The organism is Rhodococcus sp. NCIMB 12038 (assembly GCF_002165735.1).
GTDB lineage: Bacteria > Actinomycetota > Actinomycetes > Mycobacteriales > Mycobacteriaceae > Rhodococcus_F.
Window position 1 is genome coordinate 147670 of record NZ_NHML01000001.1, and the last position, 25234, is coordinate 172903.

Consider the following 25234-nt stretch of genomic DNA (forward strand, 5'->3'; position numbering starts at 1 on the left):
CAAGTACTCACGGGCGCTAGCCTGGTCGGTATGGAGGCACGGGACCTACGCGTATCGGATGCGGAACGGGAACACGTCGGCGAACTGCTGCAGCGGGCGGTGGGCCAGGGGATGCTCTCGCTCGGCGAGTTCACCGAACGGATGGACACGGCACTCGCCGCGAAGACGCGCGCGGAGCTGAACGTCGTCCTGGTGGATCTGCCGGGGATCCAGTTGATCTCCGAGTTCACGCCGCCGCCGTACCCCGACCAGCCGTACGTATCCCGCCCGGTGCCGCCGTCCGTGCACCGCTCACCGGCACCGCCGCCGGGTGACGTCGTCCGCGGCCGGATGTCGTCGGTCAGCCGTACCGGCTCGTGGCACGTTCCCCCCGCCCTCGAGGTGAACACCCGCCTGTCGACGGTGACGCTCGACTTCACGCGCGCCGTGATGTCCACGCAGGTGGTGCACGTGACGATCGACGACTACGCGAGCACGATCTCGCTGGTCGTGCCGGAGGAGGCGACGGTCGACCTCAACGGCGTCGAGACGGTCGGCGGTTCCGCGACCAACAAGGTGCGGACCGGCCCTCCGATCGGCCCGCTGCACGTCGTCGTCCGTGGCAAGGTCCGGTTCGGGAACGTGACCGCCAAGCATCCTTTCGGCACGTCGATTCGCCGCATGTTCGGGTAGCACGACGCAGGTCTCTCGAGTAGGCCTACTCATGTGTGGGCGCCGTCGCCGCAGGACGATTGATCCATGTCCACACCTGGTATTCCTTCAGTCGACCCCCGGCTCGTCGCGCAGCTGTCCGGCGACTTCTCGGCGCTCGGTCAGCAGATGCGTCACGTGGGTGAGAACCTCGCCGTCCTGCAGGCGCAACTCGCGAGCGTCCCGCGGCCCCAGCCCCAAACACAGCCCCAACCGCAGCCTCAGCCCCAGCCTGCGCCGCAGCCGATGTACCGGCCGCCGGTGGCGCAGCCTGCGCCGGCACCTCCGCCACCCGCACCGGCCGTCCCGTACCGGCCCGCTCCCGCGCCGCGGCCCCGGGTGGTTCGCGAACCCTGGTGGCAGCGCGACGGGATGATCAGCCGCGTGCTCGCGGTCGCGGGTGTCGCCGTCACCCTGATCGGTGTGGTGATGCTGCTCGTGCTGGCCGCGCAGGCCGGGTTCTTCGGCCCGGAACTGCGGGTGGTGGCGGGCGGGCTGTTCTCGGCCGGTCTCGTCGTCGCCGGTGCCCGCGTCTTCGGACGTCCCGGCGGCCGGGTCGGCGGGATCGCTCTCGCGGCAACGGGTATCGCCGGCGCCTACCTGGACGTCGTGGCCGTGGCGGTCGTCTATCACTGGCTGCTGCCGGTGCTCGCGATGGTCGTGGCACTCGGGATCGCGGGAGCCGGTGTCGCACTGGCGGTCAGGTGGGGTTCGCAACCCCTCGCGCTGCTGGTGGTGACCGGCGCCGCCGTGCTCGCTCCCGTGTTCACCGACGGCATCACGCTCACCCTCATCGGGTTCCTGTTTGTCATCCAGGTCGCGAGCTTCCCGGCGCAACTCGGTCGCGACTGGCTGTATCTGGCGATCGCGAGGACGTGCCCGGTGGTGATCGCGCTGCTGATCGCGATCGCGAATACTGGACTCGACGACCGGCCGGAACGGTTCTGGCTGCTGGCCTCCGCCGCACTGGTTGCAGTGTTCGGGCTCGTGTCGTCGATCATCTTGCTGCGCAGCAACTCCCACGACGTCACCGCGACCGCGATGATCGTCACGACGGCCGTCCCGACGCTGGTGATCGGCCACCTCTTCGACCGGCTCGGGTCCACGCTGATTGCGCTGGCACTGGCCGCCGCGATGTTCGGCGCGTTCGCCGTGGCCCGGTCGTTGCCGAACCACGCCCGGATCGCGCTCGCCGGCGTGGGTACCCTCGCGCTGCTCGAAGCGTGCCTCATCGGATCGAGCGAAGACCTCGCACCGCTCGTACTGCTCGGGGTGGCGGCACTGTTCCTCACCATCGGCGGGCAGGCGGAGTCGCGGATCGCGTACGCCGTCGGTGCCGTCTTCACCGTCGTCGGCGGATTCGCCTTCGTGATCACCGCGCCGCCGTTCGTCCTGGTCGACGAGTACAGCGCGCTCGACGCACTCGGGGTGACCACGGTGCTGTCGTCACTCGTGCTGGCGGGAACCGTCTTCCTGTTCGTCTGGTACGCGCACCCACTGAAACTGCTGAGCGCCACCGCCGCCCAGCCGTGGTGGGTGCTCGCGGGGCTGGTGATTCTGTACGCCGTCACCACCGCGACGGTGTCCGCGGGGACGGCGGTCACCGGGACGTCCGCAGGCTTCATCGCCGGACACTGCGCCGCGACCATCGCGTGGATGGCGGCAGCGACGGCGGCCCTGGTGTTCGGACTGGCTCGACGCGACTACGCCCACACCGCGCTCGGCGTCGGACTGGGACTGACCGCGGCGGCGCTGGCCAAACTGTTCCTGTTCGACCTGGCCACCCTCGACGGACTGTTCCGCGTCCTCGCGTTCCTTGTGGTGGGCCTGCTGCTGCTCCTCGCCGGCACCCGCTACGCGCGGGAATTCGCGGAGCGTGAGGCCGGACGGGAAACGCCGAACGGCTCCGTCAGCGCCGGTTCTGCCGAGCGATGAGTTCGCTGACGCTGACGGCGTTGGTGTCGTCCGCGCGGTGCCTGCCGCTCGAGGCGTCGTCCGGATCGACGGGCGGCTCCTCGGCGCGGCGGCGCGAGCCGTTGGTCGGGGCACCGTTTGCCGGACTCCCGTTGGCCGGGCTCCCGTTGGCAGGCGTGCCGTTGGTGCGCCTGCCGCCGTTGACGGGTTCCGCAGGCTCGGCGGCGCGACGCCGCGACGGGATCGGCGGCACCGGGCGGGCAGGAGACGACTGGGGGGTCTCCTGCTCGTACGGTGCGGGCACCGAACGCGGCGAGCGGGTCGGCAATGACGGCGCCGACGCGCTCGGTCGCGGTTCGGAAGGCGAGGAGATCGGCCGCGGTTCGGCGGCCGACGTGGACCGCAGGTCCGCGAGCCAGCTCTCGATGGGACGCGACTCGGTGGCCGGGCCCGGGGCCGGGGCCGCCGCCTGGCGGGGCCGGGGAGCGGGACGTGACTGCGGTGCGGGGCGCGGCGTCGGCGTGGGGGCGGGACGGGACTGCGTCGGTGCCGGACGCGGGGGAGCGGGCTGCGGCAGCGCGGTGGTCTGCGGTTCCGCGGCCGGCTCCTCGATTTCCACCGGTGGCCGGGCGGGGCGGCCTGTCGCCGACCGCCGGGCCTCGTCCTGCGCCCGGCGTGCCTTCGCGTCGTCCTCGGACATCTTCGCGGCCAGCGCCCGCGCCGTGACGAGGGGGATCGGTTCGGTGAGCGGTTCCGGTTTCCGGGGGGCGGGCGGGGCCGCGAGCTTGCGCTGCGGCGGGACGGCACCGATCGGGGTGAGCTCCGGGACGTCGGTGGGCATCAACTCGTTGTCGAGGATGGGCTCACCGAGACCGGTCTTCTCCTGGATCCGTTTCATCCACGCCGGCGCCCACCAGCAGTCGTCGCCGAGCAGCTTCATCGTGGCAGGGACGAGGAACATACGGATGAGGGTCGCGTCGATGATGAGCGCGGCGATCATGCCGTAGGAGATGTACTTCATCATCACGAGTTCGGAGAACCCGAACGCGCCGGTGACGACGATGAGGATCAGCGCGGCCGCGGTGATGATGCGGCCCGTGTGCGCGGTGCCGATGCGGATCGACTCCGTCGTACTGGCCCCCTGCGCCCGCGCCTCGACCATCCGGGAGAGCAGGAACACCTCGTAGTCGGTGGACAGGCCGTAGACGATCGCGATGATCAGCACCAGCACCGGCGACATGATCGGTCCGGGGGTGAAGTTCAGCCACTCCGAACCGTGACCGTCGATGAAGATCCACGTCAGGATGCCCAGCGTGGACCCGAGGCCCAGCGCGCTCATCAACGCAGCCTTGATCGGCAGCACCAGCGAGCCGAACGTGAGGAACATCAGCAGCGTCGTCAGGAAGAGGACAGAGATCACCATCGTGGGCAGGTGGTCGAGCAGCGCCGAGATACTGTCCTGCTCGATCGCCGGGGTGCCGCCCACCAGCACTTGGACGCCGTCCGGACTGTCCAGGGCACGCAGATAGTCGATGGTCGGCTTGGACTCGTTGCGGTCGACGAGACCCGCCTTGAGGACGACCACCCCGTCCTTGGCCGCGCCCTCCGGGGTGAACCGCTCGATCAGACCCGGCGCGCCACTGGCTTCCTTGATGATCTGGCCGAGCGCCTTGTTGTCGGCGTCGGACACCACGAGCTTGACCGGTTCGGTGCGCAGATTCGGGAAGATCTCGTCGAACTGTTCCTGCGCCGCGCGGGTCGTGCTGTCCGGGGGCAGGTAGGTCTCGTTGATGCCACCGAACTTGATACCCGTCAGCGGCACGATCAGCAGGAGCAGGCCGACGACGATGGGAATGGTGACCTTGAGCGGGTTGCGCATCACCCAGCGGGTGAGCCGGCCCCAGACGCTCGCCTCGATCTCCTCGGTGTTCTTGGTCTGCCGGAAACGGTCGAGGCTGAGGGCGTCGACGCGCTTGCCGAGGATGCCGAGGATCGCGGGCAGGATCGTGATCGACGTCAGGGCGGCGAGGCCCACGGTCGCGATGGCGCCGTAGGCGACGGATTTCAGGAAGCCCTGCGGGAACAGCAGCAGTCCGCCGAGGCTGGCGACGATCATCGTCGCCGAGAAGACCACCGTGCGGCCCGAGGTCATCACCGTTCTGCGGACGGCGGAGCGGGTGTCGTACCCCTCCGCCATCTCTTCTCGGAACCGGCTGACGATGAACAACCCGTAGTCGATGGCCAGGCCCAGCCCCACGAGGGAGACCACGGGCGCGACGAACGAGTTGACCTCGGTGAAGTTGGTGATCAGACGGACGATGCCGTTGGCGCCGACCACGGTCAGGCCGCCGATGATCAGTGGCAGCGCCGCCGCGATGACACCACCGAACACGAAGAACAGCAGCACACCCACGGCCGGGATCGCGAGGAGCTCCATCCGCCGGATGTCCGTGGCCATCGTGTCGTTGAGCGCACCGGACACGGGCTGGAGACCGGCGAGTTGCACGTCGACGCCGTCGATGTAGAACTCGTCCTTGACGTCGCGGAAATTGGCCGTGACCTCGGTGTCGTTGTCGCCGACGATGGCGATGCTCTCGATCGCGTGCTGCTTGTCGGCGTCCGCGGCGGACGCCAGCTGTGGCGCGGTACCGACCTTGAAGTAGCCGCCGTTGATCTTGAGGATCTTGTCCGGGTGTTCTGCCGCCAGACGCTCGAGGTTCGCGACGACCTTCGCCTGGAACTCGGGGTCCTCGATCGTCTTGCCCTCGGGGGCCGTATAGAGCGCGACGACGTCGCTGTTGGTGTCGCGACCGAAGGTGCCGTCAGCCAGCTTGGCCGCGGCGACCGACTCCGAGCCCGGATCGTCCCAGCCGCTCTGGCTGAGATGCTTCTCGAGGCCCAGGCCGTACGCGGCCGAACCGAGCAACAAGGCAACCATGATGCCGATGACGGTGAATCGGGCCCGGTAGACGACGCTTCCCCAGCTCGCGAACACAGATCAACTCCTACTCGGCAGCACTCTTCCGCCCGACGAGCAGGGCGGAAAGCGGTCGGAACGGCTGCAACCAGGCACCCTCGTCGGGCAGTGTGTCGAGGCTGACCCGAGGCAGTGGCTCCCGGAACACGCCGGGGATGTCCTCGAGATCGACGAAGTCCAGAAGGTCGGACGCGACCGCCCAGCTGGCGTGCTCGCGGAACCCGAGTATCTGGACCGGAATGCCGGTCGCGGCGATGCCCTCCAACGGTTCGCGAAATGCTTGACCGTCGGCGGAGGCGACCATGACACCGGCCAGCCCCTCGCCGTGACGAAGCGCGATGTGGTCCAGCATGTCGGAGTCGACGTCGCTGTCCTCATCGATCTTCGGCTTGGCGAACACCGCGAATCCCACATTACGCAAGGCTTCGACCCACGGTCTCACGACATCGGCGCTGCCAGCCGCGATGTTGGTGAAGACCGTTGCCTCGGGTTCGAGTGTGTCGGTGCCGGACGCGGACAGTTCCGCGGTCCGGGAGAGCAGCCAGCGGCCGAGTGCATCGAATCGTGGCCGGTAGGCGGCCGTGGGCCTGCCGCCGAGGATGGCGCCGAGACCCATGTCGAGGTTGGGTGCGTCCCAGACGAGAAGGACCCGCTTCTGGTGGCGCCCGTCACGTGCACCCACCGCGGGAGATCCTGACGACACCGCGGTGCCTGCCGGGGCGGTGCCGGCTGTGTCGGTGTATTGCTCGCTGACGCTCATGACCTGATCTTCCCCCAAATCAACTCGGTGATCGCACTGCCGACCTGGTGGGCCTTGTCTTCGAACTTCGTCACCGGACGTTCGTGCGTCATGGGTGACTCCCAGTCGAGGGAGGTCAGGAGGGGTTCCGCGTTGCCTGCCTCGGCGATGGCCTCGGCGTACTCGGCGTGATCTGTTGCGACATGCAACACACCGCCGGCCTTCAGTCGACTCGCGATCAGGGCGAAAGTGGGGGCCTGCAGCAGGCGGCGCTTGTGATGGCGGGCCTTCGGCCACGGGTCCGGGAAGAAGACACGGACTCCGGTGAGCGATTCCGGTTCGATCATGTTCTCCAGGACATCCATGGCGTCGCCGCGCAGGACCCGGATGTTCGGGATCTCGTCCCGTTCGATCTGTTGAAGCAACTGTGCGAGCCCGGGCCGGTAGACCTCGACGGCCATGAGGTTCACATGGGGTTCGGCCTTCGCCATCGCCGCGGTAGCGGTACCGGTGCCCGAGCCGATCTCGAGGATCAGGGGCGCGTCCCGGCCGAACCACGACGGCGCGTCCAGGCGATTGTCCGAGACGTCCGCGCCGATCACGGGCCATTGCCGGTCCCACGTCTCCTGCTGCGGAGCGGTCAGAGCGCCCCTGCGCGAGCGGAAACTTGTCACCCTCGGGTGGAGACGGGACCCCTTCGAGTCCTTCGTCTGCCCCTCCTCGGGGACGGCGGGTGCATCCTGATCAGCGTGGTTCACCGGACCATTGTCACGCATGAGGGGCGTTTCTGGCATACGGGTCTGAAGTTCACCTTGAGACTTTTTCGGTAATCCGGTGCCCAGCCTGCACGGTTGCCCACGCCGATTCGGGGCGAGTCTGACAGAATCGGCGCGGGACAAAGGGGGGTGACTGCGTCATGGGCACTGCAGATGCCGGGGCCGGGGAACTGACGGATCTCGCCGCAGAAGTCGCGGCACTGGACGAGGCCGCCGGCGACCGCGTCCGCGCCGCCGTCGCGGCGTTTCGGGCGCCGATCCGGGTTCAGACCGCCGGTCGGGCGGGTGTGGGCAGGTCGACCGTGGCCGCCGCGCTGACCGCCGATGGCATCGACGGCGCGGTCGTCGAGGAATCGGACGCCGTCGACGTGCCCGGCGCACCCGACCCGATGCTGGACGGCGACGTCGTGGTCTACATCCTCGTAGAAGCGGTGCGCGACGCCGACCGGGACGCCGTGCGGAACCTGGACCCGGCGCAGGCCCTGTTCGTCCTCAACAAAGCGGACACGTTGGGCGCGTCGCGCGTGCCCGCCGACGCCTGGGCGACGGCGACCGCGCGGGCCGCCGAATGCTCGGAGGAGGGCGGCCTGCCGGCCCTGCCGCTGATCGGCACGCACGCGAGCGCGGGGACGTCCTCGAAGTCGGGGATCTCGGAGTCGGGGATCTCGGAGTCCGGGATCGGCGCGGTGTCGGCCGCTGTCGCCGACCGGGTCGCACGAGCCCGGGCGCACCGCGGGGAGATCCTGCTGAACACGCTACGGTCGCAGGCCGCGCGCAGCCTCGCGTCCCGCGACGTGCTGGAGCGGTACCTCGCCGGCGACCACGCGGTCGCACTCGGCGCCGCCGCGGCCCGGCTCCACCTCGCCGACTGCATCGCGGACGAACCGGAACCGCCGCGCACCGCCGCGGACGCCGGCCGGTGCGCGGACTGGTGGCGGGCGCAACTCGCCCGGCAACCGACGGCCCGCCGGCGCCGAGCGGTCGTAGACATCCGGCGCCACTACGTTCGCGTCGGACGGCAGCTGAGCGGCAGCCCCGGAACGTGACGACGCCACAGTTGTCCGATCTGCCCGCAGAGACCGTCGACGTCGTGACGCGATGGAACCCGGACGCCGTCGCCCGCCTGAACTCCGGGGGACCCGCGCAGCGAGGTGTCTTCGTCGCGGGGCCGCGGCGCGCAGGCAAGACCACTCTCGTGCGCAGGCTCCGCGCACTCGACGCGTCCGCGCTCGCATTCGTGGAGGATCCGCTCGACGCCGGGGTGGTCCTGATGGTGCTCGACGCGGCAGCGCCACTCGGACGGGAGGAGCTGTCCGTCCTCGACGTCGTTGCGCGACCGGCGTGCCCCGTGGTCTTCGCGCTCACCAAAACCGATGTCCACCGGGACTGGGCGGGCGTGCGTGAACGTAACCGGGCCCTGCTCGCCGGGCACGCGGCGCGCTTCGCCGACGCGCAGATCCACCCGGTCGCGGCAGGCGGATCCGGGGTGGAGGCGCTGCTCGCGGCACTCCTGCGGGCCGCCCGGGACGAGGCCCACGGCACGCGCCCGGCCACCGAGTCGGTGCTCGAGCAGACCCGACGGATGATCGTGGCCACCGCCCGGTCCGTGCGGGAGACCGAGCCGGGCGCGGAACTGCGCGCCGAGCGGGTGCGCGCGCTGACGCTGCGGGACGGCGGGCGAACGGAACGGGTCGCCCAGCTCCGCGGTCAGGTCCAGCTCGCGAAGGTCGAGTTGCTGCACGAGGTGGCCTCCCAGGTTCGCGCGGCCGGAGCGTCGGCGCGGTCCGAGATCGACCGCGCGGGCCGCGGGACCCTCGCGGACTATCCCGAACGGCTGGCCGAGATCGTGCGCGAGAGAAGCGGTGCGGTCGACGCCGCGGTGACCGCGCGCCTCGACGACCTGCGGTCGCGTGCGGGCGTCGCCGCCGCCGATCCCGGGGCCGCCGCTCCGCTGCCGGAACCGGTGGTGCCGGACGGGCCCGAACCGCGGCACCGCGGGCTGGAGGACCGGATGACGATTCTGATCGGTGCGTCCGCCGGGCTCGGTCTGGGCCGGCTGGTGGTGTCGCCGCTGTCGATGGTGCCCGCCCTCGACATCGCGAGCATCCCGCTGACCCTCGCGCTGGGAGCCGTCGCGGCGTGGTGGCTGACGCGGTCGCGCGCGCACGTCGCCGAGCGTGCCCACGTGCGGCAGTGGGCCACCGAGGCGCTGGTGCACGTGCGGTCGCAGTGGGAGCAGTTCGTCCTCGCCCGGTTGCTGGCGGCGGAGACCCGGGGGAGTGAGGCGGTCATCGCCGAGAGCAGGGTCGCCGCCCGGGAGGTGGACGAGCGGGTCGCGCAGATAGACGGTGAACTCCGCCGGCTGGCCGCGCGGCGCAGCGGGCAGTTGTCGTCCTGCGAACGCGACCTCGCGGCGGTCGACCGGGGACTGCAGGAGGTCCGCAGGCCGGCCGGGGAACCGAATCGCCGCGGTGAACGTCTGAATACATAGGTGCCCGACCGTTGTTCGCCCGCTTTCATGTGGGAACGTGTTGAAATATCTTGATATGTCTTGTTTTGGGCGGGAAACTGGTCCGAAATACGAAGGGAGACCGCGGTGGCGACGACTGAGAGTTTTCTGGTCCCGGACGTGCCGGACCTCGATCCGAACACGTTCGGTCACGATTCCGGGCCGGTCGCGCTCACCGATCCCACCCACGACATCGACGGCGACGGCATTCTCGATACCCAGACCTTCGACGCGGGCGATGCCGTCGTCATCGCCTCCGACCTCGACTCGGACGGCGACGCAGACCATCTGACGTTGATCCACGAGGACGGCGAGTACGCGTCGTGGGAGTTTCACCGCGACGGCGACGGCGTCGTGCACTGGGAGCAGACCGACGGTGGGACTCTCGGTAACGGCTGACCACCCCGAAACCCGCACTCCAGACGCGGGAAAAGCCCCTGGCAGGGCGACTGAATCGTTTCTGTGACCATTCCAACCGCACCCGATTCCCCGAGATGGGACCCGCGGCGTTAACCTCTAGGGATAGGACACCCGGCGCCCGCGTCTTCCATGTGGCATGGACGGCCTGGCTGGACCCCGCCGAGAGGGGAAATCGGACCGTCTGGCACACGCTGCGAGGTTCTCTCAGCGGACGGCAGATGGTCCGGTTCCGGCTCACCCCAGGAGAGTTTGATGACCTCAGCGACCATTCCCGGTCTGAACGGAACTGACGGCACGCCCCCCACGGAGCACAGTGAGCTGCTCGCCTGGGTTCGAGAGGTTGCCGAACTCACTCAGCCCGACCGCGTCGTCTTCGCCGACGGCTCGGACGCAGAATGGGATCGACTGACCGAGCAGCTCGTTGCGGCCGGCACGTTCACGCGACTCAACGACGAGAAGAAGCCGAACTCGTTCGTCGGCAACTCGGACCCGTCGGACGTCGCACGCGTCGAGTCCCGCACCTACATCTGCTCGCGTGAGGAGATCGACGCCGGGCCCACCAACAACTGGATGGATCCGACGGAGATGCGGTCGCTCATGACCGACCTCTACCGCGGCAGCATGCGCGGACGCACCATGTACGTGGTGCCGTTCTGCATGGGCCCGCTCGGTGCCGACGACCCGAAGCTGGGTGTCGAGATCACCGACTCCGAGTACGTCGTCGTCTCCATGCGCATCATGACGCGCATGGGCACGGCCGCGATGGAGAAGCTGGGCAAGGACAAGCCGTTCGTGAAGGCGCTGCACTCGGTCGGCGCACCTCTCGCGGAGGGCCAGGCCGACGTCCCGTGGCCGTGCAACGACACCAAGTACATCACCCACTTCCCCGAGGACCGCGAGATCTGGAGCTACGGTTCCGGCTACGGCGGAAACGCCCTCCTCGGCAAGAAGTGCTACTCGCTGCGCATCGCATCGGCGATGGCCCACGACGAGGGCTGGCTCGCCGAGCACATGCTGATCCTCAAGCTGATCTCCCCGGAGGACAAGCCGTACTACATCGCGGCCGCGTTCCCGAGCGCCTGCGGCAAGACCAACCTCGCGATGATCCAGCCCACCATCCCCGGATGGCGCGCCGAGACCCTCGGCGACGACATCGCGTGGATGCGCTTCGGTGAGGACGGCCGCCTATACGCCGTCAACCCGGAATACGGCTTCTTCGGCGTCGCGCCGGGCACCAACTACGGGTCGAACCCGAACGCGATGAAGACGCTCGAGGCCGGCAACTCGTTGTACACGAACGTCGCGCAGACCGACGACGGCGACGTCTGGTGGGAGGGCCTCGAGGGAGACCCGCAGCACCTCGTCGACTGGAAGGGCAACGAGTGGACGCCCGAGTCGGACGGTAAGGCCGCGCACCCGAACTCGCGTTACTGCACCCCGATGTCGCAGTGCCCGATCCTCGCCCCCGAGTGGGACGACCCGCAGGGAGTGCCGATCTCCGCGATCCTGTTCGGTGGACGCCGTAAGACCACGGTTCCGCTGGTCAGCGAGTCCTTCGACTGGCAGCACGGCACGTTCCTCGGTGCGACGCTGTCATCCGAGCAGACCGCTGCCGCCGAGGGTGCCGTGGGCACCGTCCGCCGCGACCCGATGGCCATGATCCCGTTCATCGGCTACAACGCCGGCGACTACCTGAACCACTGGATCAACCTCGGCAAGCACGCGGATTCCGAGAAGCTGCCGAAGATCTTCTACGTCAACTGGTTCCGTCGCGGCGAGGACGGCCGCTTCCTGTGGCCCGGTTTCGGCGAGAACTCCCGCGTGCTGAAGTGGATCGTCGACCGCATCGAGCACAAGGCCGGCGCCGAGTCCACCCCGATCGGATTCGTTCCGACCGCAGCCGATCTGGAGCTCGGTGGGCTGGACGTCAACGCCGACGACGTCGACGAGGCGCTCAAGGTCGACGTCGACGAGTGGAAGCAGGAGCTGCCGCTCATCGAGGAATGGTTCGAGTTCCTCGGCGAGAAGGTGCCCTCCGGCATCCGTGACGAGTTCGAGGCCCTGAAGCAGCGCCTGGGCTAGTCCCTCCCCGGTGACCGAATGTCACAGTGGTTCAGTTCGCCTGAACCACTGTGACATTCGTCGTTTCGGGGGAGGTTTCCGTAGTAAACGCATACCATTCGGTTTGTAAAGGCCTCGATTCTCGAAGCTCGCACGCGACGAAAGGATTGCAGATGCAGACAGGGACCAGCAGGGGCATGAAGCGACTCGCCGGAGGGGCCGCACTCGCTGCCGCAGCCGCCGCCACCGTAGCCATGACCATGCCGGCGACCGCTTCCGCAGCGACGGAAGTGCAGCCTCCCACCTTGGTGACCGCGGTCGACGGAAGCACCCTCGACATCACCGTCACCAACCCCAACGTCCTGAATCTGCTGGACGCACAGTCCTGCGGCGCAGTGGCATTCGACGCCACCAAGCTGCCCGCGGTACTGGCCGATCCCACCGTCGTTCTCGAACCGGGATTCGTCGCGTGGGCCACCAACCCGATCGAACGCGTCCTCGCGAACGCCGCCGGCGACGCGGTCAAGACGTTCACCACCCCGGAACTTCCGGACGGCGCCTACGCGGTCCTCGGCGAATGCCTGTCGCTGACCACCGTCGCCAATCCCCAGACCACGATGCCGCAGATCGTCCTCGTCGGCGGTCCGTTGGGTGGGATGCAGTTCGGAAGTTAGGCCCTCCGGGCTCGTGCGCCTTTCTGGTAGCTGGAGCAACCGGAAAGGCGCACGGGCGGCGAAGCCGCCTACCCCGTGTAGCCGGGCGGCATGAGCACGGACTTGGTCTCGCAGAACGCCTCGAGCCCCTCCGGTCCGTTCTCACGGCCGATGCCGGAGGCCTTGTAGCCGCCGAACGGTGATCCCGGATCGAATGCGTACCAGTTGATGGCGTACGTGCCGGTGCGGATCTGCTTCGCGACGGCGAGACCGTGATCGATGTCGGTGGTGTACACCGAACCGGCGAGGCCGTAGTCGGAATCGTTGGCGATCTTGATCGCCTCGTCCTCGGAATCGTAGGGAATCACGGACAGAACGGGCCCGAAGATCTCCTCGCGGGCGATCGTCATCGAGTTGTCGACGTCCGCGAAAATGGTCGGCTCCACGTACCAGCCCTTGTCGAGGCCCTCCGGACGGCCGCCGCCGAGCACCACGCGGGCGCCCTGTTCCTTGCCCTTGGCGATGTACCCCTCGACGCGGTCGCGCTGCTTCTCGGAGATCAGCGGCCCGAGTTGCGCGGCCGGGTCGGACGGATCTCCGACGGCCATGAATCCGGCACCCGCGACGAGGGCGTCCAGCACCTCGTCGTAGCGGGACCGCGGGGCGAGGATCCGGGTCTGCGCGACGCACGCCTGCCCGGTGTTCATCAGCCCGGACATCACCAGCATCGGCATCGTGGACGCGAGGTCGGCGTCCTCGAGGATGATGGCCGCCGACTTGCCGCCCAGTTCGAGGGAGCAGCGCTTGAGGTTCTGCGCGGCGATGGCCCCGATCTTGCGGCCGACGGGACTGCTGCCGGTGAACGTGATCTTGTCGATGCCGGGATGCGAGACCAGGTATTCACCGGTCTCGGCGCCGCCGGGCAGAACGGAGATGACGCCCTCGGGGACCCCGGCCTCGGCGAAGATCTCGGCGAGAACGTGGGTGGAGAGCGGGGATTCGGGTGCCGGCTTGAGCAGCACGGTGCAGCCGGCCAGCAGTGCCGGGGACAGTTTGTTGACGGCCAGGAACAGCGGGACGTTCCAGGCGAGGACCGCGGCCACCACACCGACCGGCTCCCGCAGCACCTTCGTCTGGCCGAACACGCCGGTGCGGGTCTGCTCCCACTCGAATTCGTTCGCGAGACCGGCATAGAAGTTCAGCGTCGCGAGTGACGGTGTCTGCTGCATCATCCCGACCATCGCGGGCGGCTGACCCATCTCCGACGAGATCAGCGCGTTCAGGGTCTCGCCGCGCTCCTCGATGAGCTTCGCCGCCTTCGCGAGGATCTCCCCGCGCTCCGCGGGAGTGGTCTGCGGCCACGGACCTTCGTCGAACGCCCGCCTGGCGACGGCGACGGCGTCGTCGATGTCGGCAGGCGACGCGACGGGACAGCTGCCGACGCGTTCCTCGGTGGCCGGGGAGAACACTTCGAGCACCTGGTCGGTGGCCGGGGCCACCCACTTGCCGCCGATGTAGAGCTTGTCGTAGTCGGTCATGAGTCCATTCCTCGTGTCGGTCCCCCGGTCAGGAGGCGGTGTCGGTGAAACTGTCGAATCCGTATCGTGCGTGTGGCCCGATCGCCGCGACCTCGAACAGCCCGGTCCCGACGACGGTCTCGCCGCCGTCCTCGAGCCGGAATCGGGTGAGATTGTCGACGGGGCAGAACATCCGGAGTCCCGGCTCGATCTCGGACGCCCGTTTGCGCAGTCCCTGCACCACGAGTTCGCCCTGCCACATGCCGTGACGCCAGTCGGCTTCGAGTCCGTACCCGGTGCCGATGCCGATGTAGTTGGGAACCAGCAGGTCGCAGGTGACGGTGACGACCTCGCCCGTCGGCCGGTGGAAACTCAGCGACGCCGACGTGACGTCCCGCGTCCCGGGCTCGAATTTCAGCTCGTGTTCGGGCCGGCCCAGCCATTCGGGTTCGCGGTCGGCGTCCGGCCAGATGCGGACGGCCTCCTCGACGATGCGCCTGCCGAGTTCGTCCTCCTGCAGGACGACGGAGACGGCATAGTCGTCGAACTGCATCACCGAGTAGATCCAGAAGAAGTTCTGAATCCCGTCGAACGCCCGCCGTCCGGGAGGCTCGGACTCGCCGACTGGGCGCACTCCCCACGACCGGTCGCGGTTGCCGCGCCAGGTGTCGGGGGTGACGGGGCGGGACTCGCCGTCGATCGTGAGTTCGCCTGCCCAGGTGCCGGTCTGGACGAAGCGGCTGGTGTCGAACGTGACGCGCTCGAGTTGCCTGCGGAAGTGGCGGGGCTCGAGCGTCGCGGGGATCGCGCCGTCGAAGGTGAGGTCGAAGGAGAGGTCGTAGTCGTCCGGTGCGAGCACCACGCGCAGGCGCTGCAGCCCCTCGAGCACCTCGACGCGGAACGGTCCGACGGTGCTCTCGGAGCGGTCGTGGCCCAGCGCCGCCGACCCGCGGACCACGATGTGGTCGTCGCCGCGGCGGAGCACCGCGAACGCGTCCGTGACCCCGAGGTTGGGGTACTGGCCGAGACCGATGATGAGGAACAGGTCGGACTCGTCGGAGGGATAGCAGTTGAAGTAGTAGCGGTCGTAGAAGTTGCGGTCGGATGTCGCGACCCGACGGATCGGTTCGGCCACCTGATGGATGGGGTAGTCGTCCATCGGGGACAGCGGGTTTCCGGCGTAGTCGGCGGTCATCGGATCTTCTCCCAGTACGTGCCGTCGAGCATCGCCTCGAGCGAGGCGCGGTGCATGATCATGTCGTCCGGATCCTCGGGGGCGACGGCCTGACCGAAGTGGATGGCGCGCTCCTGGATCCGCAGCATGATCGTGGCCTGCCGCAGGGCCGCGTAGGCGGTGTAGTACTCGAGATCGCGGGGCGTGTGGCCCGTAAGTTCCTCGTACAGGGCGGCGAGGTCGTCGAGGCGCAGGAAGTCGGGCATCCCGTCGAGTCCGGCGGACGCGGCGATGTCCTCGAAGAACCGGTGCAGGTACGTCATCCAGCCCAGGTCGAGTTCGCGGGGCCCGAGCGTGGCCATCTCCCAGTCGAGTACGGCCACGGGCCGGAAGTCCTCGAACATCATGTTGCCGATGCGGGCGTCGCCCCAGCAGAAGACGGCGGGGGAGGAGTCGTCGGGGAGGTTCTCCTCCATCCACGCGAAGCCGCGTTCGATCAGCGGGGACCGGGGACCCGACTGGGTCGTCCATTCGTAGTAGTCGCGTTGCTGCCGGAGGTGCGCGGCGAGCGCCTCGGTGACGGTGGGGCCGGCGCCGGGCAGTCGCAGGAACGCGAACCGCTCCCACGGCCGGTCGATGCCGTGCAGTTGCGCAAGCACATTCACCGCGCTGTGCTGCAGCACCGCACGCTGCTCCTCGGTCGCTTCCGTCACCCACGACCCGAAGTTGTAGGGCATCACGTCCGGCGGGACCTGCCCCGAGACGCGGGCCATGACGAAGAACGGGGCGCCCAGGGGTCCGGGGTCGGGTTCGGACCAGTAGACGACCGGGACCGGGACGGCGGAGTGCTCCCGGACCTGCGTCATCGCCCGGAACTGTCCGTCGAGGTCGTAGTCGGGGAAGACGGGCATCGTCGTGTCGGCGGGCGCGACGCGTGCGACCAGTGGGTGCATTTCGCCAGACCAGGTGGCGTCGAACAGGATGGTCTCGCTCGACATCCCGTTGGCGTCGGGGAGATGGACGTGCGTGACTTCGGGTGCGGCGTCGGCCGGCAATTGCGCGGCGAGCCAGCGTTGCAGCGCCTCCCGCAGCACCTCCGGATCGCGACGGGAGTCACTGGGCCTGGCAACTTCGGATCGGTGATCGGAGTCGTCGGCAGATCGGGTTGCGCTCGTGCTCACGGTCACCTCCTCTCCTGAACGTGGTGTGACCCTGAACACTAGAACACGTTACAGAATTTCGGAACAGGTGAGGAGATTCCGCTGCGTCAGCCCTCGCCGCCGGCCAGGACTGCCGCCCCGGCGAGCGTGCCCGAGGCGCCGAGTTCCGCGGGCACCACCCGCAGATCGGCGACGAAGGACAACCGGGCGTGACGGGCCGCGGCCCGGCTCATCGGGTCCCACAACGGCGGCCCGGCCTGCGCGAATCCGCCGCCGATCACCGCGAGATCCACGTCGAGGAGGGCCGCGGCCGACGCGATGGCTTGCCCCAGCGCGGTCCCCGCGCGGTCGAGGGCGGCCACCGCGACCTCGTCACCGTCCGCGGCGGCCCGCGCCAGTTCGACGCCCGTCGTCCCGCGCCATCCGCGGGACCGAGCCCAGCGCACGGACGACGGTCCGCTGGCGACCGTCTCCAGGCACCCGACCCCGCCGCACGTGCACGGGTCGGTCCCGCCGGGAACCACCATGTGACCGATGTGTCCCGCGTTGCCGGTCCGGCCGGTGGCGATGCGGCCGCCGAGGACCACCCCGCCGCCGATGCCGGTGGACACGACGAGGCTCAGCAGGTCGGGGGCGCCTCGACCGGCACCGTGACGATGCTCGCCGAGAGCGGCCGCGGCGCCGTCCATCGCCAGTCGCGCTGGGACCCCCGGGAAGAGTTCCTGCACCGCGCCGCCCAGGCCGAATCCGCCCGCCCACTCCGCGATGTTGATCGGCGACACGGTGCCGGCGACCGTGTCGACCGGTCCCGCGCACGCGATGCCGACCGACGTGATCTTCGCGTCTCCCGCGACCTGGCGCAGCAGCGCGGCGCACGCGTCCGCGACTCCGGTCGCCGGCGTGGGAGTGGTCGCGGGATGCGGCACCGAACCGTTCGCGTCGACGATCCCGGCGGCGATCTTGGTGCCTCCGATGTCGAGTGCCAGCGCGACCACGGTCAGCGCTTCCGCATCACGAGAACGAGGTTGCTCACCAGGAACTCGCGCACTCCGGGAATCCGCACCATCCACCACGCCCAGCGCGGGTGATAGCGGGGGAAGGCGGCCAGCAGGTCCGCGTCCGGGGTGCGCCGAGCCCACCGAAGCCCGTCGGTTGCACCCACTTTGAACAGGGACACACCGTAGCGGTTCTTGGGATCGCGGCCATTCTTGCGCAGGTAGCGCCGGGCGGCGTACTCGCCGCCCAGGGCATGCCACGGCCCGGTCTCGTGACCGCCGAACGGGCCCCACCACAACGTGTACGACAGCACCATCAGACCGCCGGGCTTCGTCACGCGGATCATCTCCTCCGCCATTGCCCACGGTTCGCTGACGTGTTCGGCGACGTTGGAGGAGAAGCAGATGTCCACCGACGACGTCCGGAACGGCAGCGCCAGCCCCGACCCACGCACCGCGCCGCCCACGGCGAGCCCCGCGGCGTGCATCTCGGACGGATCCGGTTCGACGGGAACGTACCGGGCGCCGGCCTGCTGGAACACGTCCGCGAAGTAGCCGGGGCCGCCGCCGACGTCGAGGACCGTCGTACCGGTGAGATCCGCGTCGGTCAGACCGCCCCACAGGTCGCCGATCAGTTCGACGGAGTCGCGGGCGAGGGCGCCGTAGAACAGGTCGGGCGCGGTCTGTTCGTGCCGGAAGTCGCTGAGCAGGCCGAACGACCTCTTCAGGGTTGCCCGTCGACCGAATCGCCGGGTCACGGGAGGCGTCGTCACGAGACTGAACCTTAGCGAGTGCAGCCCGCGGGACGGCAATCCGTGCGCGGTGGCTGCAACATCCGGCGGAATGCGACCGATAGGGTGTTCGGGGACTACCGCGCGGAACGTCCCGCCCCGAGACCACGAGTACCGCACCGACCACAGGAGTTTATGAACGTGCGAGAGGTTCTGCTGCTCTGCTGGCGCGACACCGGTCACCCGCAGGGTGGCGGCAGTGAGCGGTACCTCGAGGAGGTCGGCGCGCAACTCTCGGCGCGGGGCATCAAGGTCACTCTCCGCACCGCCGGTTACCGCGGTGCCGCCAAGAAGGAGACCGTCGACGGCATCGAGATCAGCCGGGCGGGCGGACGGTACAGCGTCTACCCCCGCGCCCTCGCCGCGATCGCCGCCGGACGGCTCGGGTTCGGGCCGCTCCGCGGCATCCGGCCCGACGCCGTCATCGACACCCAGAACGGCATCCCGTTCTTCTCCCGCGTCGTCGCCGGCGCACCCGTGACGCTGCTCGTCCATCACTGCCACCGCGAGCAGTGGCCGGTGGCGGGCCGCTTGATGGGCAAGATCGGCTGGTGGGTGGAATCCCGGCTGTCGCCGCGCGCGCATCGCGACGACCAGTACCTCACCGTGTCGCTGCCGTCGGCCGACGAACTCGTCGAACTGGGAGTGGAGCGCGAGCGGATCGCGGTGGTGCGCAACGGCGCCGACGACATCCCCCTCGACGTGGAGATCGGCGGCGCCGGCACGAGGACCGCGCACCCCAGTGTGTGTGTGCTGTCACGGCTCGTGCCGCACAAGCAGATCGAGGACGCCCTCGAGGCCGTGGCCGCCCTGCGCCCCACGATTGCCGACGTGCATCTCGACGTCATCGGTGGCGGCTGGTGGGAGCAGAACCTCCGCGATCGCGCGCACGAGCTGGGCATCGGCGACGCCGTCACGTTCCACGGGCACGTCGACGAGACCCGCAAACACCAGTTGCTGTCGCAGTCCTGGGTGCACGTGATGCCGTCCCGCAAGGAGGGCTGGGGTCTGGCCGTCATCGAGTCCGCGCAGCACGGCGTCCCGACCGTCGGCTACCGCAGCTCCAAAGGGTTGACGGATTCGATCGTCGACGGCGTGACCGGGGTTCTGGTCGGCAAGGCGGAAGCGGCGACGGCCGATGTCGCCGACCTGACCGCGGCGGTCAAGACGCTCCTGCTCGAGCCCGAGACCCGCACGGTGCTCGGCGAGAAGGCACGCGTCCGGGCCGGTGAGTTCTCCTGGAAGCACACCGGGAACGGCGTCCACGAGGTACTGGCGGGCACTGCCGCGGGCCTGCGCACGTCAGGTTTGGTGTCGCCGGCGCCGGCGCGTCCGGGCCTCGAGCACGCCCGCGCCGAGTAGACCGCCTGCCAACAGCATCGCCCACAGCACGTGGGCCGCGACCACCGTCGCGCGCGCCCGTCGGGTCGCCTCGTGCGGCGTGACGTCGCCGTCGACGCGGTACAGCTCCAGATGCTCGTCCGAGAACTGTCGCTCCAGACCGGCCAGGGTGGTCGCGGATTCGCCGCGCGGTCCGGGCGTGTCGCGCTCGACCAGAACCCATCGGACGCCCAGCGCCGCGAGATCGGCGGCGGAACCGCCGGTGAGCAGCACCCGTTCGACCTGCTGCCCCCGGGACCCCTCGCCCTCGACGCTGCCGCCGGCCACCACCAGCTCGCCGGTCTGCAGGACGTCCTCCGGCAGCATTCTCGGGGCGGGGTCCAGGACGGGAGCGGAACTGCTGTAGGGGAACTTGCGGAACATGCCGGTGGGCAGGACTGCGACGTCCCCGCTGTTCGGGTCGCTGTCCAGTTGGGAGGCCACCTGCTGCCACGACGGCGGATAGTGGACCGGGCGCAGGGCGCCGCCGACGCCCCACGCGAGGTCGGGGAGGGCGAGCAGCACGATCAGGACGGCCGAGACCGACCAGGTGACCGGGCGCCTCAGCACGGCGGCCGCACCGGCGAGCGCATACAGCGGCGCCGCGAGCGCCACCCACTTCTGCGCGTCCCGGAGCAACCCGGCGCCGGGGATGTGCTGCACCGACCAGCGGCCCGCGTCGAGACCCCACGCCGTCGCGCCGAGCGTGGGCAGCAGCACCGCGAGCAGTGCGAGCACGGTCAGCGCGGCCACCGCCGGATGCCGTCGCCGCCGCCGCAGCGCGGGCAGGCCACACAGCACGACACCGAGCAGCAGGACCGTTCCCACCACGGCGAACAGCGTGGTCCGGGTCTGCGGGACGGCGGTCTCGTTCCACACGCCGCCGAGCCCGGCGAGACTGCCGAGCGTCGCCAGTCCCGGCTCGGCGCGCGCCGCGAACGCCGCGACCCCGGCCGGATCGGAGCCGTCCCCACCGCCGCCGGACAGGGCCGTGGCCACCAGCCACGGCGCGCTCGCGGCGAAGAACAGGCCCAGCGCACCCGTCAGACGCAGCCACCGGCGGGAACGTCCACCCGGGCAGGCGAGGACGGCCACCGCCGTGACTGCCGCGAGCAACACCCCGGTCGGGGTCAGCCCGGCCGCGGCGAGGCAGGCCGCGAGCGCGAACCACCCCCGGCCCCGGCCCCGCCGGATCGCGACGGCCGCGCACACCGTCCACGGCAGCGCCGCGTACCCCGTCAGCAGACTCCAGTGACCCTGCAGCAGTCGCTCGGCGACGTACGGGTTCCACACCGTCACCGTCGCGGCCACGAGTTGCGGTCCGAGCCCGGCGGTCGGCAGGACGGCCCGGACCATGTGGGCCGCCCCCCAGCCCGCCGCCCACAGCGCGAGCAGCAGGATCGCCTTCACCACCAGGCCGCCGTCGACGAACGTGCTCAGCGCGGCGAGGAGAGCGTCCTGCGGCACCGCCCGCGCGGCGGCATCCGTGAGCCCGAGCGCCGAGGCCGTGAGATACGAGCGGGGAGTGCTCACCGCATCACGCAGCAGCAGGTAACCGGGACCGAGCAGCGGACCGAGGACGAGTAACGCCAGGACGAGGCTGTAGACCGCCGCCACGAACGGTGCTCGGCGCCGGACGGTCATGGGCCGTCACGATACGTGGTGCATCGACCCGGCCCGCACGGCACGTAGTGCATCATGGGCGAATGCCACGCCAGACCCTCACCAGCTCGGCGGTCGCCGGGGTGACGATGGTGACGGCGGGCTCGATGACCGCGAATATCGCGTCCTACCTGCTTGCCTGGGCAGCGAGCGCCTGGCTCGGCCCGGCCCGCTACGGGGAGTTCGCGAGTCTGCTGGCCGCCCAACTCGTCCTCGCCGTCCCCGCGCTCGCACTGCAGACCGTCGTCGCCCGCGAGGTGGTCCGGGGCAAGGGCGCCCACGCGCTTCGGCTGCTGGGGTACCGCTGCGCGCTGATCGTCGCGGTCGCGGCGATGCTGCTCGCACCACTCGTGTCGTGGGCCCTCGACACCGGCATGCTCGCCACGTTCTCGGCGCTCGTCACGGCTCCCGTCCTCGTCCTGCTCGCCACCGAACAGGGACTGCTGCAGGGCGCGGCCCGGTTCGGTCCGCTCAGCGTCGTCCTCGCCGGAGCCGGTATCGCGAAGGTCGTTCCCGCGGTCGTGGTGCTCGCCGTCGGCGCCGGGCCGGGACTCGCCCTCGCCGCCAGCGCGGTCGGCACCGGCCTGGTGGCGCTGTGCGCGCGACTGTTCGCCGATTCCGGCATCACCGGGGAGTCGAGCACCCGGATCGGCGTCGCGGCGGTGCTGAAGGCGTCGCAGGTGCAACTGGCGCTGATCGCGCTGTCGTCCATGGACCTCGTGATCGCCCGCATCGTGCTCAGCAACGACGACGCAGGCCTGTACGCGCTGGGTGCCGTCGCCACCAAGGCCGCGTTCTGGCTGCCGCAGGCCGTCGGGGTGGTGCTGTACCCGCGGATGGCGAATCCCGCGCACTCCGCGCAGGCGATCCGCTCGGCGCTCGCCGTCCTCGTCGGACTCGGCGCGGTGCTCGTCGCGGGCGTCGCGGTGGCCGCCCCCCTCGTCCCGCTCCTCGTCGGCGACGCGTACCGGCCCGTGCAGTCGCTGCTGTGGCTGTTCGCGCTGCACGGCGCGTGCCTGGCCGTCCTGCAGGGTGCCCTGCTGTCCGCCATCGCGGGGGAGCGGACGCACCTCGCCGTCATCGCGTGGATCGGTCTGGCCGTCGAGATGACCGCCATGCTGACCCTCGCGTCCACGATCGGCGAGTTCATCGCCGTCGCCGTGACGGTCGCGTCGAGCACCGCCCTGGTCGCGAGTCTCTTCGCCGTGCGCAGCGCGCGGCGTGACGCGCCCCGGACTATCTGACATCGGTCCGGTCCGACAGGACCCCGACACGCCCTGACACGACGAAGGGGACCTCGGTGAGATACCGAGGTCCCCTTCGCACCGGACTACGTGGCGTCCGGCTGTAGTGCTCTACCGCTCGTCGTACCGGCGCGGATCTGCGACGGGAATCTCTTCCGTCTTGTCCGTGGTCCAGTCGTGCTGCTCCGTGGGAGCCTCCGAGGCATCCGACTTGCCCAGGTCGACGTGGCGTCCACCGCCGCTCTGCGGGTAGTCGCCACCGTCGGCCGGTGCGGGCTGGTTGCCCTTGCCGCCGCGCAGACCGAGGAACAACCCGGCGATCAGGGCGATGAGACCGAGGATGCCGGCGATGATCGGCACGGTGCGACCGAACGTGCTGAGCTTGTCCATGCCGTCCTTGGCCTGCTGGACCTGGTACTCGATGGTCTGCTCGTTGAACGGCAGTTCCACCTTCAGGACGTCGATCTCCGGCTTGTCCTTGTTGCGGGCGTAGTACTGGTGCAGCTGCTCCTGGCCCTTGACGACGACACCGGTCTCGGGCTCCACCCACAGGTCACGCACGTTGGTGTACCAGCGGGTCATCGTGACGGGGAGGGTGCCACCGGGGACGCCCCAGGCTTCGGCGGGCAGCGTCAGCTTGTTGGTGGGCGAGTTGACGACCTTCGACAGGTCGACGGGGGCGATCGTCTGGCTGTAGTGGTACACCTTCAGGCCGTTGATCTCCGTCTCCTCGACGAAGTCGATGTCCTGGGTGGCGCGCGCGTTCAGGTCGAAGTAGGGGTAGCTCTGCTTCTTCGAATCGAACGGGAACTTGTACTGCAGTCCGTCGCGCGGAACTTCCTCGGCAGGCTGGTTGGGCTGCGTCTGGATGGTGCCCACCGGGTCGTTGGTCGGCATCGACGTCTTGCGGTCGACGGTGTTGCGGTCGACGATCGCGGACAGCAGTCCGGTGTCGCCCTGCTTGTCGGTGCGCCGCAGCGTCTGCCCCGCCTGGAGAGTGACGACGTCCGCGTTCGCGGGGTCCTCGGTGGTGACGTAACGCTGTGACACCAGTGGAACGTTCGTGTTGACTTCGGCCTTGCCTGCGAGAAGAGACTGCGAGTTGAGCACGCTGCCGGAACCTTCGGCGATCGTGGTCACTTCGAGGTCCAACGGCGTCTTCGCCAATTTGCCCACCGTGTAGGTGGGAATGAGAATGGCGACGGCCAAGAGGAAGGCACCGAGGCCCACCAGAATGCAAGCAAGTATCCGGCTCGGCCCTGAGCGCTCCGCCATGCTTTCTCTCCTAACCCAATTCTGTCGATTGAGATTCCCCCACCGGCAGCACGGCTGCACGGATCGCATGGAGCCCACATCGACACCACGTGAGGCAAAACACTAACAGTCTCGAATGCGCATTTGCCCCATCGGATAGTAAACGCACCGGCCGTTCCGCAGCGAAGTGACGGGGACGGAGTTTTCCGTCACAGCGCCCGGACCAGGCACACTGTTGGTGATGAGCACCTCGGCCACGATCTCGCCCGCGCCCGCAGCGACCGCTGCTGCGCGCAGTTTCATTCCCGCACTGGAGGGGATGCGCGGTCTCGCGGCGCTGGGAGTGCTCGTGACGCACGTCGCGTTCCAGACGGGCGCGACGCACGTGCCGGTCCTCGGCCGCATCTGGGGACGATTCGATCTGGCGGTGGCGGTCTTCTTCGCGCTGTCGGGATTCCTGCTGTGGCGCAGCCATGCCGGGGCGGCGCGGGGGATGGGTTCCGCCCCGAGTGTCATCCGGTACTGGATTTCGCGGGCGACGCGCATCCTGCCGGCGTACTGGGTCGCCGTGGCCGTGGTGTTGACGTTCCTGCCCACCGCCAACGCGAGTTACCGCACGTGGTGGGCGAATCTCGGTCTCGTGCAGGTGTTCGTGCCCCTCACACTCACCGACGGTCTGACCCAGATGTGGAGTCTGTCGGTGGAGGTGGCCTTCTACCTGGTGCTTCCGCTGCTGGCGTTCGCGCTGGTCCGGTTGCGGGGTCCGGCTGCGCGGCTGCGTGTTCCGGCGATCCTCGCGTTGATCGCGGTGAGCCTGACGTGGGCGTTCGTGCCGATCTCGACCCCGGGCGGCATCCACCACGACAACTGGCTGCCCGGGTACCTGCCCTGGTTCGGCGCTGGGATGTTGCTGGCCGAACTGGCGGTGAGCCCGCCCGGGCGGATGCATCACTGGGCGCATCACCGCATCCGGATGTTTCTCGTCGCCGCAGGGGCATTCGCGCTCACGGCGACCGACCTGGCCGGGCCGGAGGGGCTGGTGCGTCCCGAACCGTGGCAGTACGCCGTCAAGATGGCGCTCGGCGCCGTCATCAGTTTCGCGTTGATGGCTCCGCTGGTGCTGTCCGACACGTCCACCCACCGCTACCTCGCGAGCCCACTCGCGCTCGCCGTGGGCCGCTGGTCGTACGGCATCTTCATCTGGCACCTCGCGGTGCTGTCCATCGTCTTCCCGGTGTTCGGGCTCGTTCCGTTCACCGGCCACTTCGTCTATATCCTGTTCCTGACGACGGCGCTGAGCGTCGCGGTCGCGTCGGCC

At 69.5% G+C, this 25234-nt stretch carries 19 protein-coding genes and 1 pseudogene; 10 read left to right on the plus strand and 10 right to left on the minus strand.

Annotated features, from left to right (window positions below; genetic code table 11):
• Positions 1 to 30 precede the first annotated feature (30 nt).
• Together CA951_RS00625 and CA951_RS00630 are read left to right on the plus strand one after the other, a co-directional pair.
• Complete coding sequence (locus CA951_RS00625; RefSeq protein WP_087555001.1) at positions 31 to 672, plus strand: DUF1707 domain-containing protein; 642 nt, start codon at positions 31 to 33, stop codon at positions 670 to 672.
• A gap of 66 nt (positions 673 to 738) precedes the next feature.
• Positions 739 to 2625, plus strand: a complete 1887-nt coding sequence (locus CA951_RS00630; protein WP_087555002.1) for a DUF2339 domain-containing protein — start codon at positions 739 to 741, stop codon at positions 2623 to 2625.
• Here the strand turns inward: CA951_RS00630 and CA951_RS00635 are convergent.
• Genes CA951_RS00635 through trmB form a run of 3 tightly spaced genes read right to left on the minus strand, consistent with a single transcriptional unit; the run spans position 2600 to position 7114 of the window.
• The gene (locus CA951_RS00635) at positions 2600 to 5599 is read right to left on the minus strand and encodes an MMPL family transporter (protein WP_087555003.1); all 3000 of its coding nucleotides are present in this window, start codon (positions 5597 to 5599) and stop codon (positions 2600 to 2602) included. The two genes, CA951_RS00630 and CA951_RS00635, sit on opposite strands and share 26 nt — an antisense overlap.
• Positions 5600 to 5609: 10 nt before the next feature.
• Positions 5610 to 6341 (minus strand): NYN domain-containing protein, encoded by a 732-nt coding sequence (locus CA951_RS00640; RefSeq protein ID WP_087555004.1) that lies wholly within the window; start codon positions 6339 to 6341, stop codon positions 5610 to 5612.
• Entirely contained in the window at positions 6338 to 7114 is a 777-nt protein-coding gene (gene trmB, locus CA951_RS00645) for a tRNA (guanosine(46)-N7)-methyltransferase TrmB (RefSeq protein WP_179220066.1), read from the minus strand. The genes CA951_RS00640 and trmB overlap by 4 nt, the downstream gene beginning before the upstream one ends.
• A 122-nt stretch (positions 7115 to 7236) precedes the next feature.
• On the opposite strand from trmB, the gene CA951_RS00650 reads away from it, so the two are divergent.
• From CA951_RS00650 to CA951_RS00670, 5 genes are all read left to right on the plus strand, one after another.
• Positions 7237 to 8142: a hypothetical protein gene (locus CA951_RS00650; RefSeq protein WP_087555006.1), complete on the plus strand. Its 906-nt coding sequence runs from the start codon at positions 7237 to 7239 to the stop codon at positions 8140 to 8142.
• Positions 8139 to 9587: a hypothetical protein gene (locus CA951_RS00655; protein ID WP_087555007.1), complete on the plus strand. Its 1449-nt coding sequence runs from the start codon at positions 8139 to 8141 to the stop codon at positions 9585 to 9587. The genes CA951_RS00650 and CA951_RS00655 overlap by 4 nt, the downstream gene beginning before the upstream one ends.
• Before the next feature lie 105 nt (positions 9588 to 9692).
• Positions 9693 to 10004 carry a DUF6802 family protein gene (locus CA951_RS00660; protein ID WP_087555008.1) on the plus strand — a complete coding sequence of 104 codons (312 nt, stop codon included), beginning with the start codon at positions 9693 to 9695 and terminating at the stop codon, positions 10002 to 10004.
• A 273-nt stretch (positions 10005 to 10277) separates the two neighbouring features.
• On the plus strand, positions 10278 to 12107 hold the full coding sequence (locus CA951_RS00665; protein ID WP_087555009.1) for a phosphoenolpyruvate carboxykinase (GTP): 1830 nt from the start codon (positions 10278 to 10280) through the stop codon (positions 12105 to 12107).
• Positions 12108 to 12259: 152 nt separating this feature from the next.
• Positions 12260 to 12760 (plus strand): hypothetical protein, encoded by a 501-nt coding sequence (locus CA951_RS00670; protein ID WP_256973166.1) that lies wholly within the window; start codon positions 12260 to 12262, stop codon positions 12758 to 12760.
• A gap of 68 nt (positions 12761 to 12828) precedes the next feature.
• Here the strand turns inward: CA951_RS00670 and CA951_RS00675 are convergent, their stop codons facing one another.
• The 5 genes from CA951_RS00675 to CA951_RS00695 all read right to left on the minus strand — a co-directional run bounded on the left by CA951_RS00675 (position 12829) and on the right by CA951_RS00695 (position 18343).
• Positions 12829 to 14277 carry an aldehyde dehydrogenase gene (locus CA951_RS00675; protein ID WP_072947526.1) on the minus strand — a complete coding sequence of 483 codons (1449 nt, stop codon included), beginning with the start codon at positions 14275 to 14277 and terminating at the stop codon, positions 12829 to 12831.
• A gap of 28 nt (positions 14278 to 14305) precedes the next feature.
• Positions 14306 to 15451 carry a hypothetical protein gene (locus CA951_RS00680; RefSeq protein ID WP_087555011.1) on the minus strand — a complete coding sequence of 382 codons (1146 nt, stop codon included), beginning with the start codon at positions 15449 to 15451 and terminating at the stop codon, positions 14306 to 14308.
• Positions 15448 to 16617 carry a phosphotransferase family protein gene (locus CA951_RS00685; protein WP_087555012.1) on the minus strand — a complete coding sequence of 390 codons (1170 nt, stop codon included), beginning with the start codon at positions 16615 to 16617 and terminating at the stop codon, positions 15448 to 15450. Before CA951_RS00685 ends, CA951_RS00680 begins: the two co-directional genes overlap by 4 nt.
• 80 nt (positions 16618 to 16697) lie before the next feature.
• A complete protein-coding gene (locus tag CA951_RS00690; protein WP_087555013.1) occupies positions 16698 to 17585 on the minus strand; it encodes an ROK family protein in 888 nt (295 codons plus the stop codon).
• A gap of 2 nt (positions 17586 to 17587) precedes the next feature.
• Positions 17588 to 18343: a bifunctional 2-polyprenyl-6-hydroxyphenol methylase/3-demethylubiquinol 3-O-methyltransferase UbiG gene (locus CA951_RS00695; protein ID WP_087555014.1), complete on the minus strand. Its 756-nt coding sequence runs from the start codon at positions 18341 to 18343 to the stop codon at positions 17588 to 17590.
• Between the two features lie 168 nt (positions 18344 to 18511).
• On the opposite strand from CA951_RS00695, the gene CA951_RS00700 reads away from it, so the two are divergent.
• A complete protein-coding gene (locus tag CA951_RS00700) occupies positions 18512 to 19738 on the plus strand; it encodes a glycosyltransferase family 4 protein (protein WP_373413353.1) in 1227 nt (408 codons plus the stop codon).
• Here the strand turns inward: CA951_RS00700 and CA951_RS00705 are convergent.
• On the minus strand, positions 19679 to 21400 hold the full coding sequence (locus tag CA951_RS00705) for a hypothetical protein (protein ID WP_087555015.1): 1722 nt from the start codon (positions 21398 to 21400) through the stop codon (positions 19679 to 19681). The two genes, CA951_RS00700 and CA951_RS00705, sit on opposite strands and share 60 nt — an antisense overlap.
• 62 nt (positions 21401 to 21462) lie before the next feature.
• On the opposite strand from CA951_RS00705, the gene CA951_RS00710 reads away from it, so the two are divergent.
• The gene (locus tag CA951_RS00710) at positions 21463 to 22662 is read left to right on the plus strand and encodes a polysaccharide biosynthesis protein (RefSeq protein ID WP_087555016.1); all 1200 of its coding nucleotides are present in this window, start codon (positions 21463 to 21465) and stop codon (positions 22660 to 22662) included.
• A gap of 111 nt (positions 22663 to 22773) precedes the next feature.
• Here CA951_RS00710 and CA951_RS00715 read toward each other — a convergent pair whose 3' ends face one another.
• Entirely contained in the window at positions 22774 to 23937 is a 1164-nt protein-coding gene (locus tag CA951_RS00715) for a DUF3068 domain-containing protein (protein ID WP_087555017.1), read from the minus strand.
• A 220-nt stretch (positions 23938 to 24157) separates the two neighbouring features.
• On the opposite strand from CA951_RS00715, the pseudogene CA951_RS00720 reads away from it, so the two are divergent.
• Positions 24158 to 25213: pseudogene (locus CA951_RS00720) on the plus strand (acyltransferase family protein); the annotation flags it as partial.
• Between the last annotated feature and the right edge of the window lie 21 nt (positions 25214 to 25234).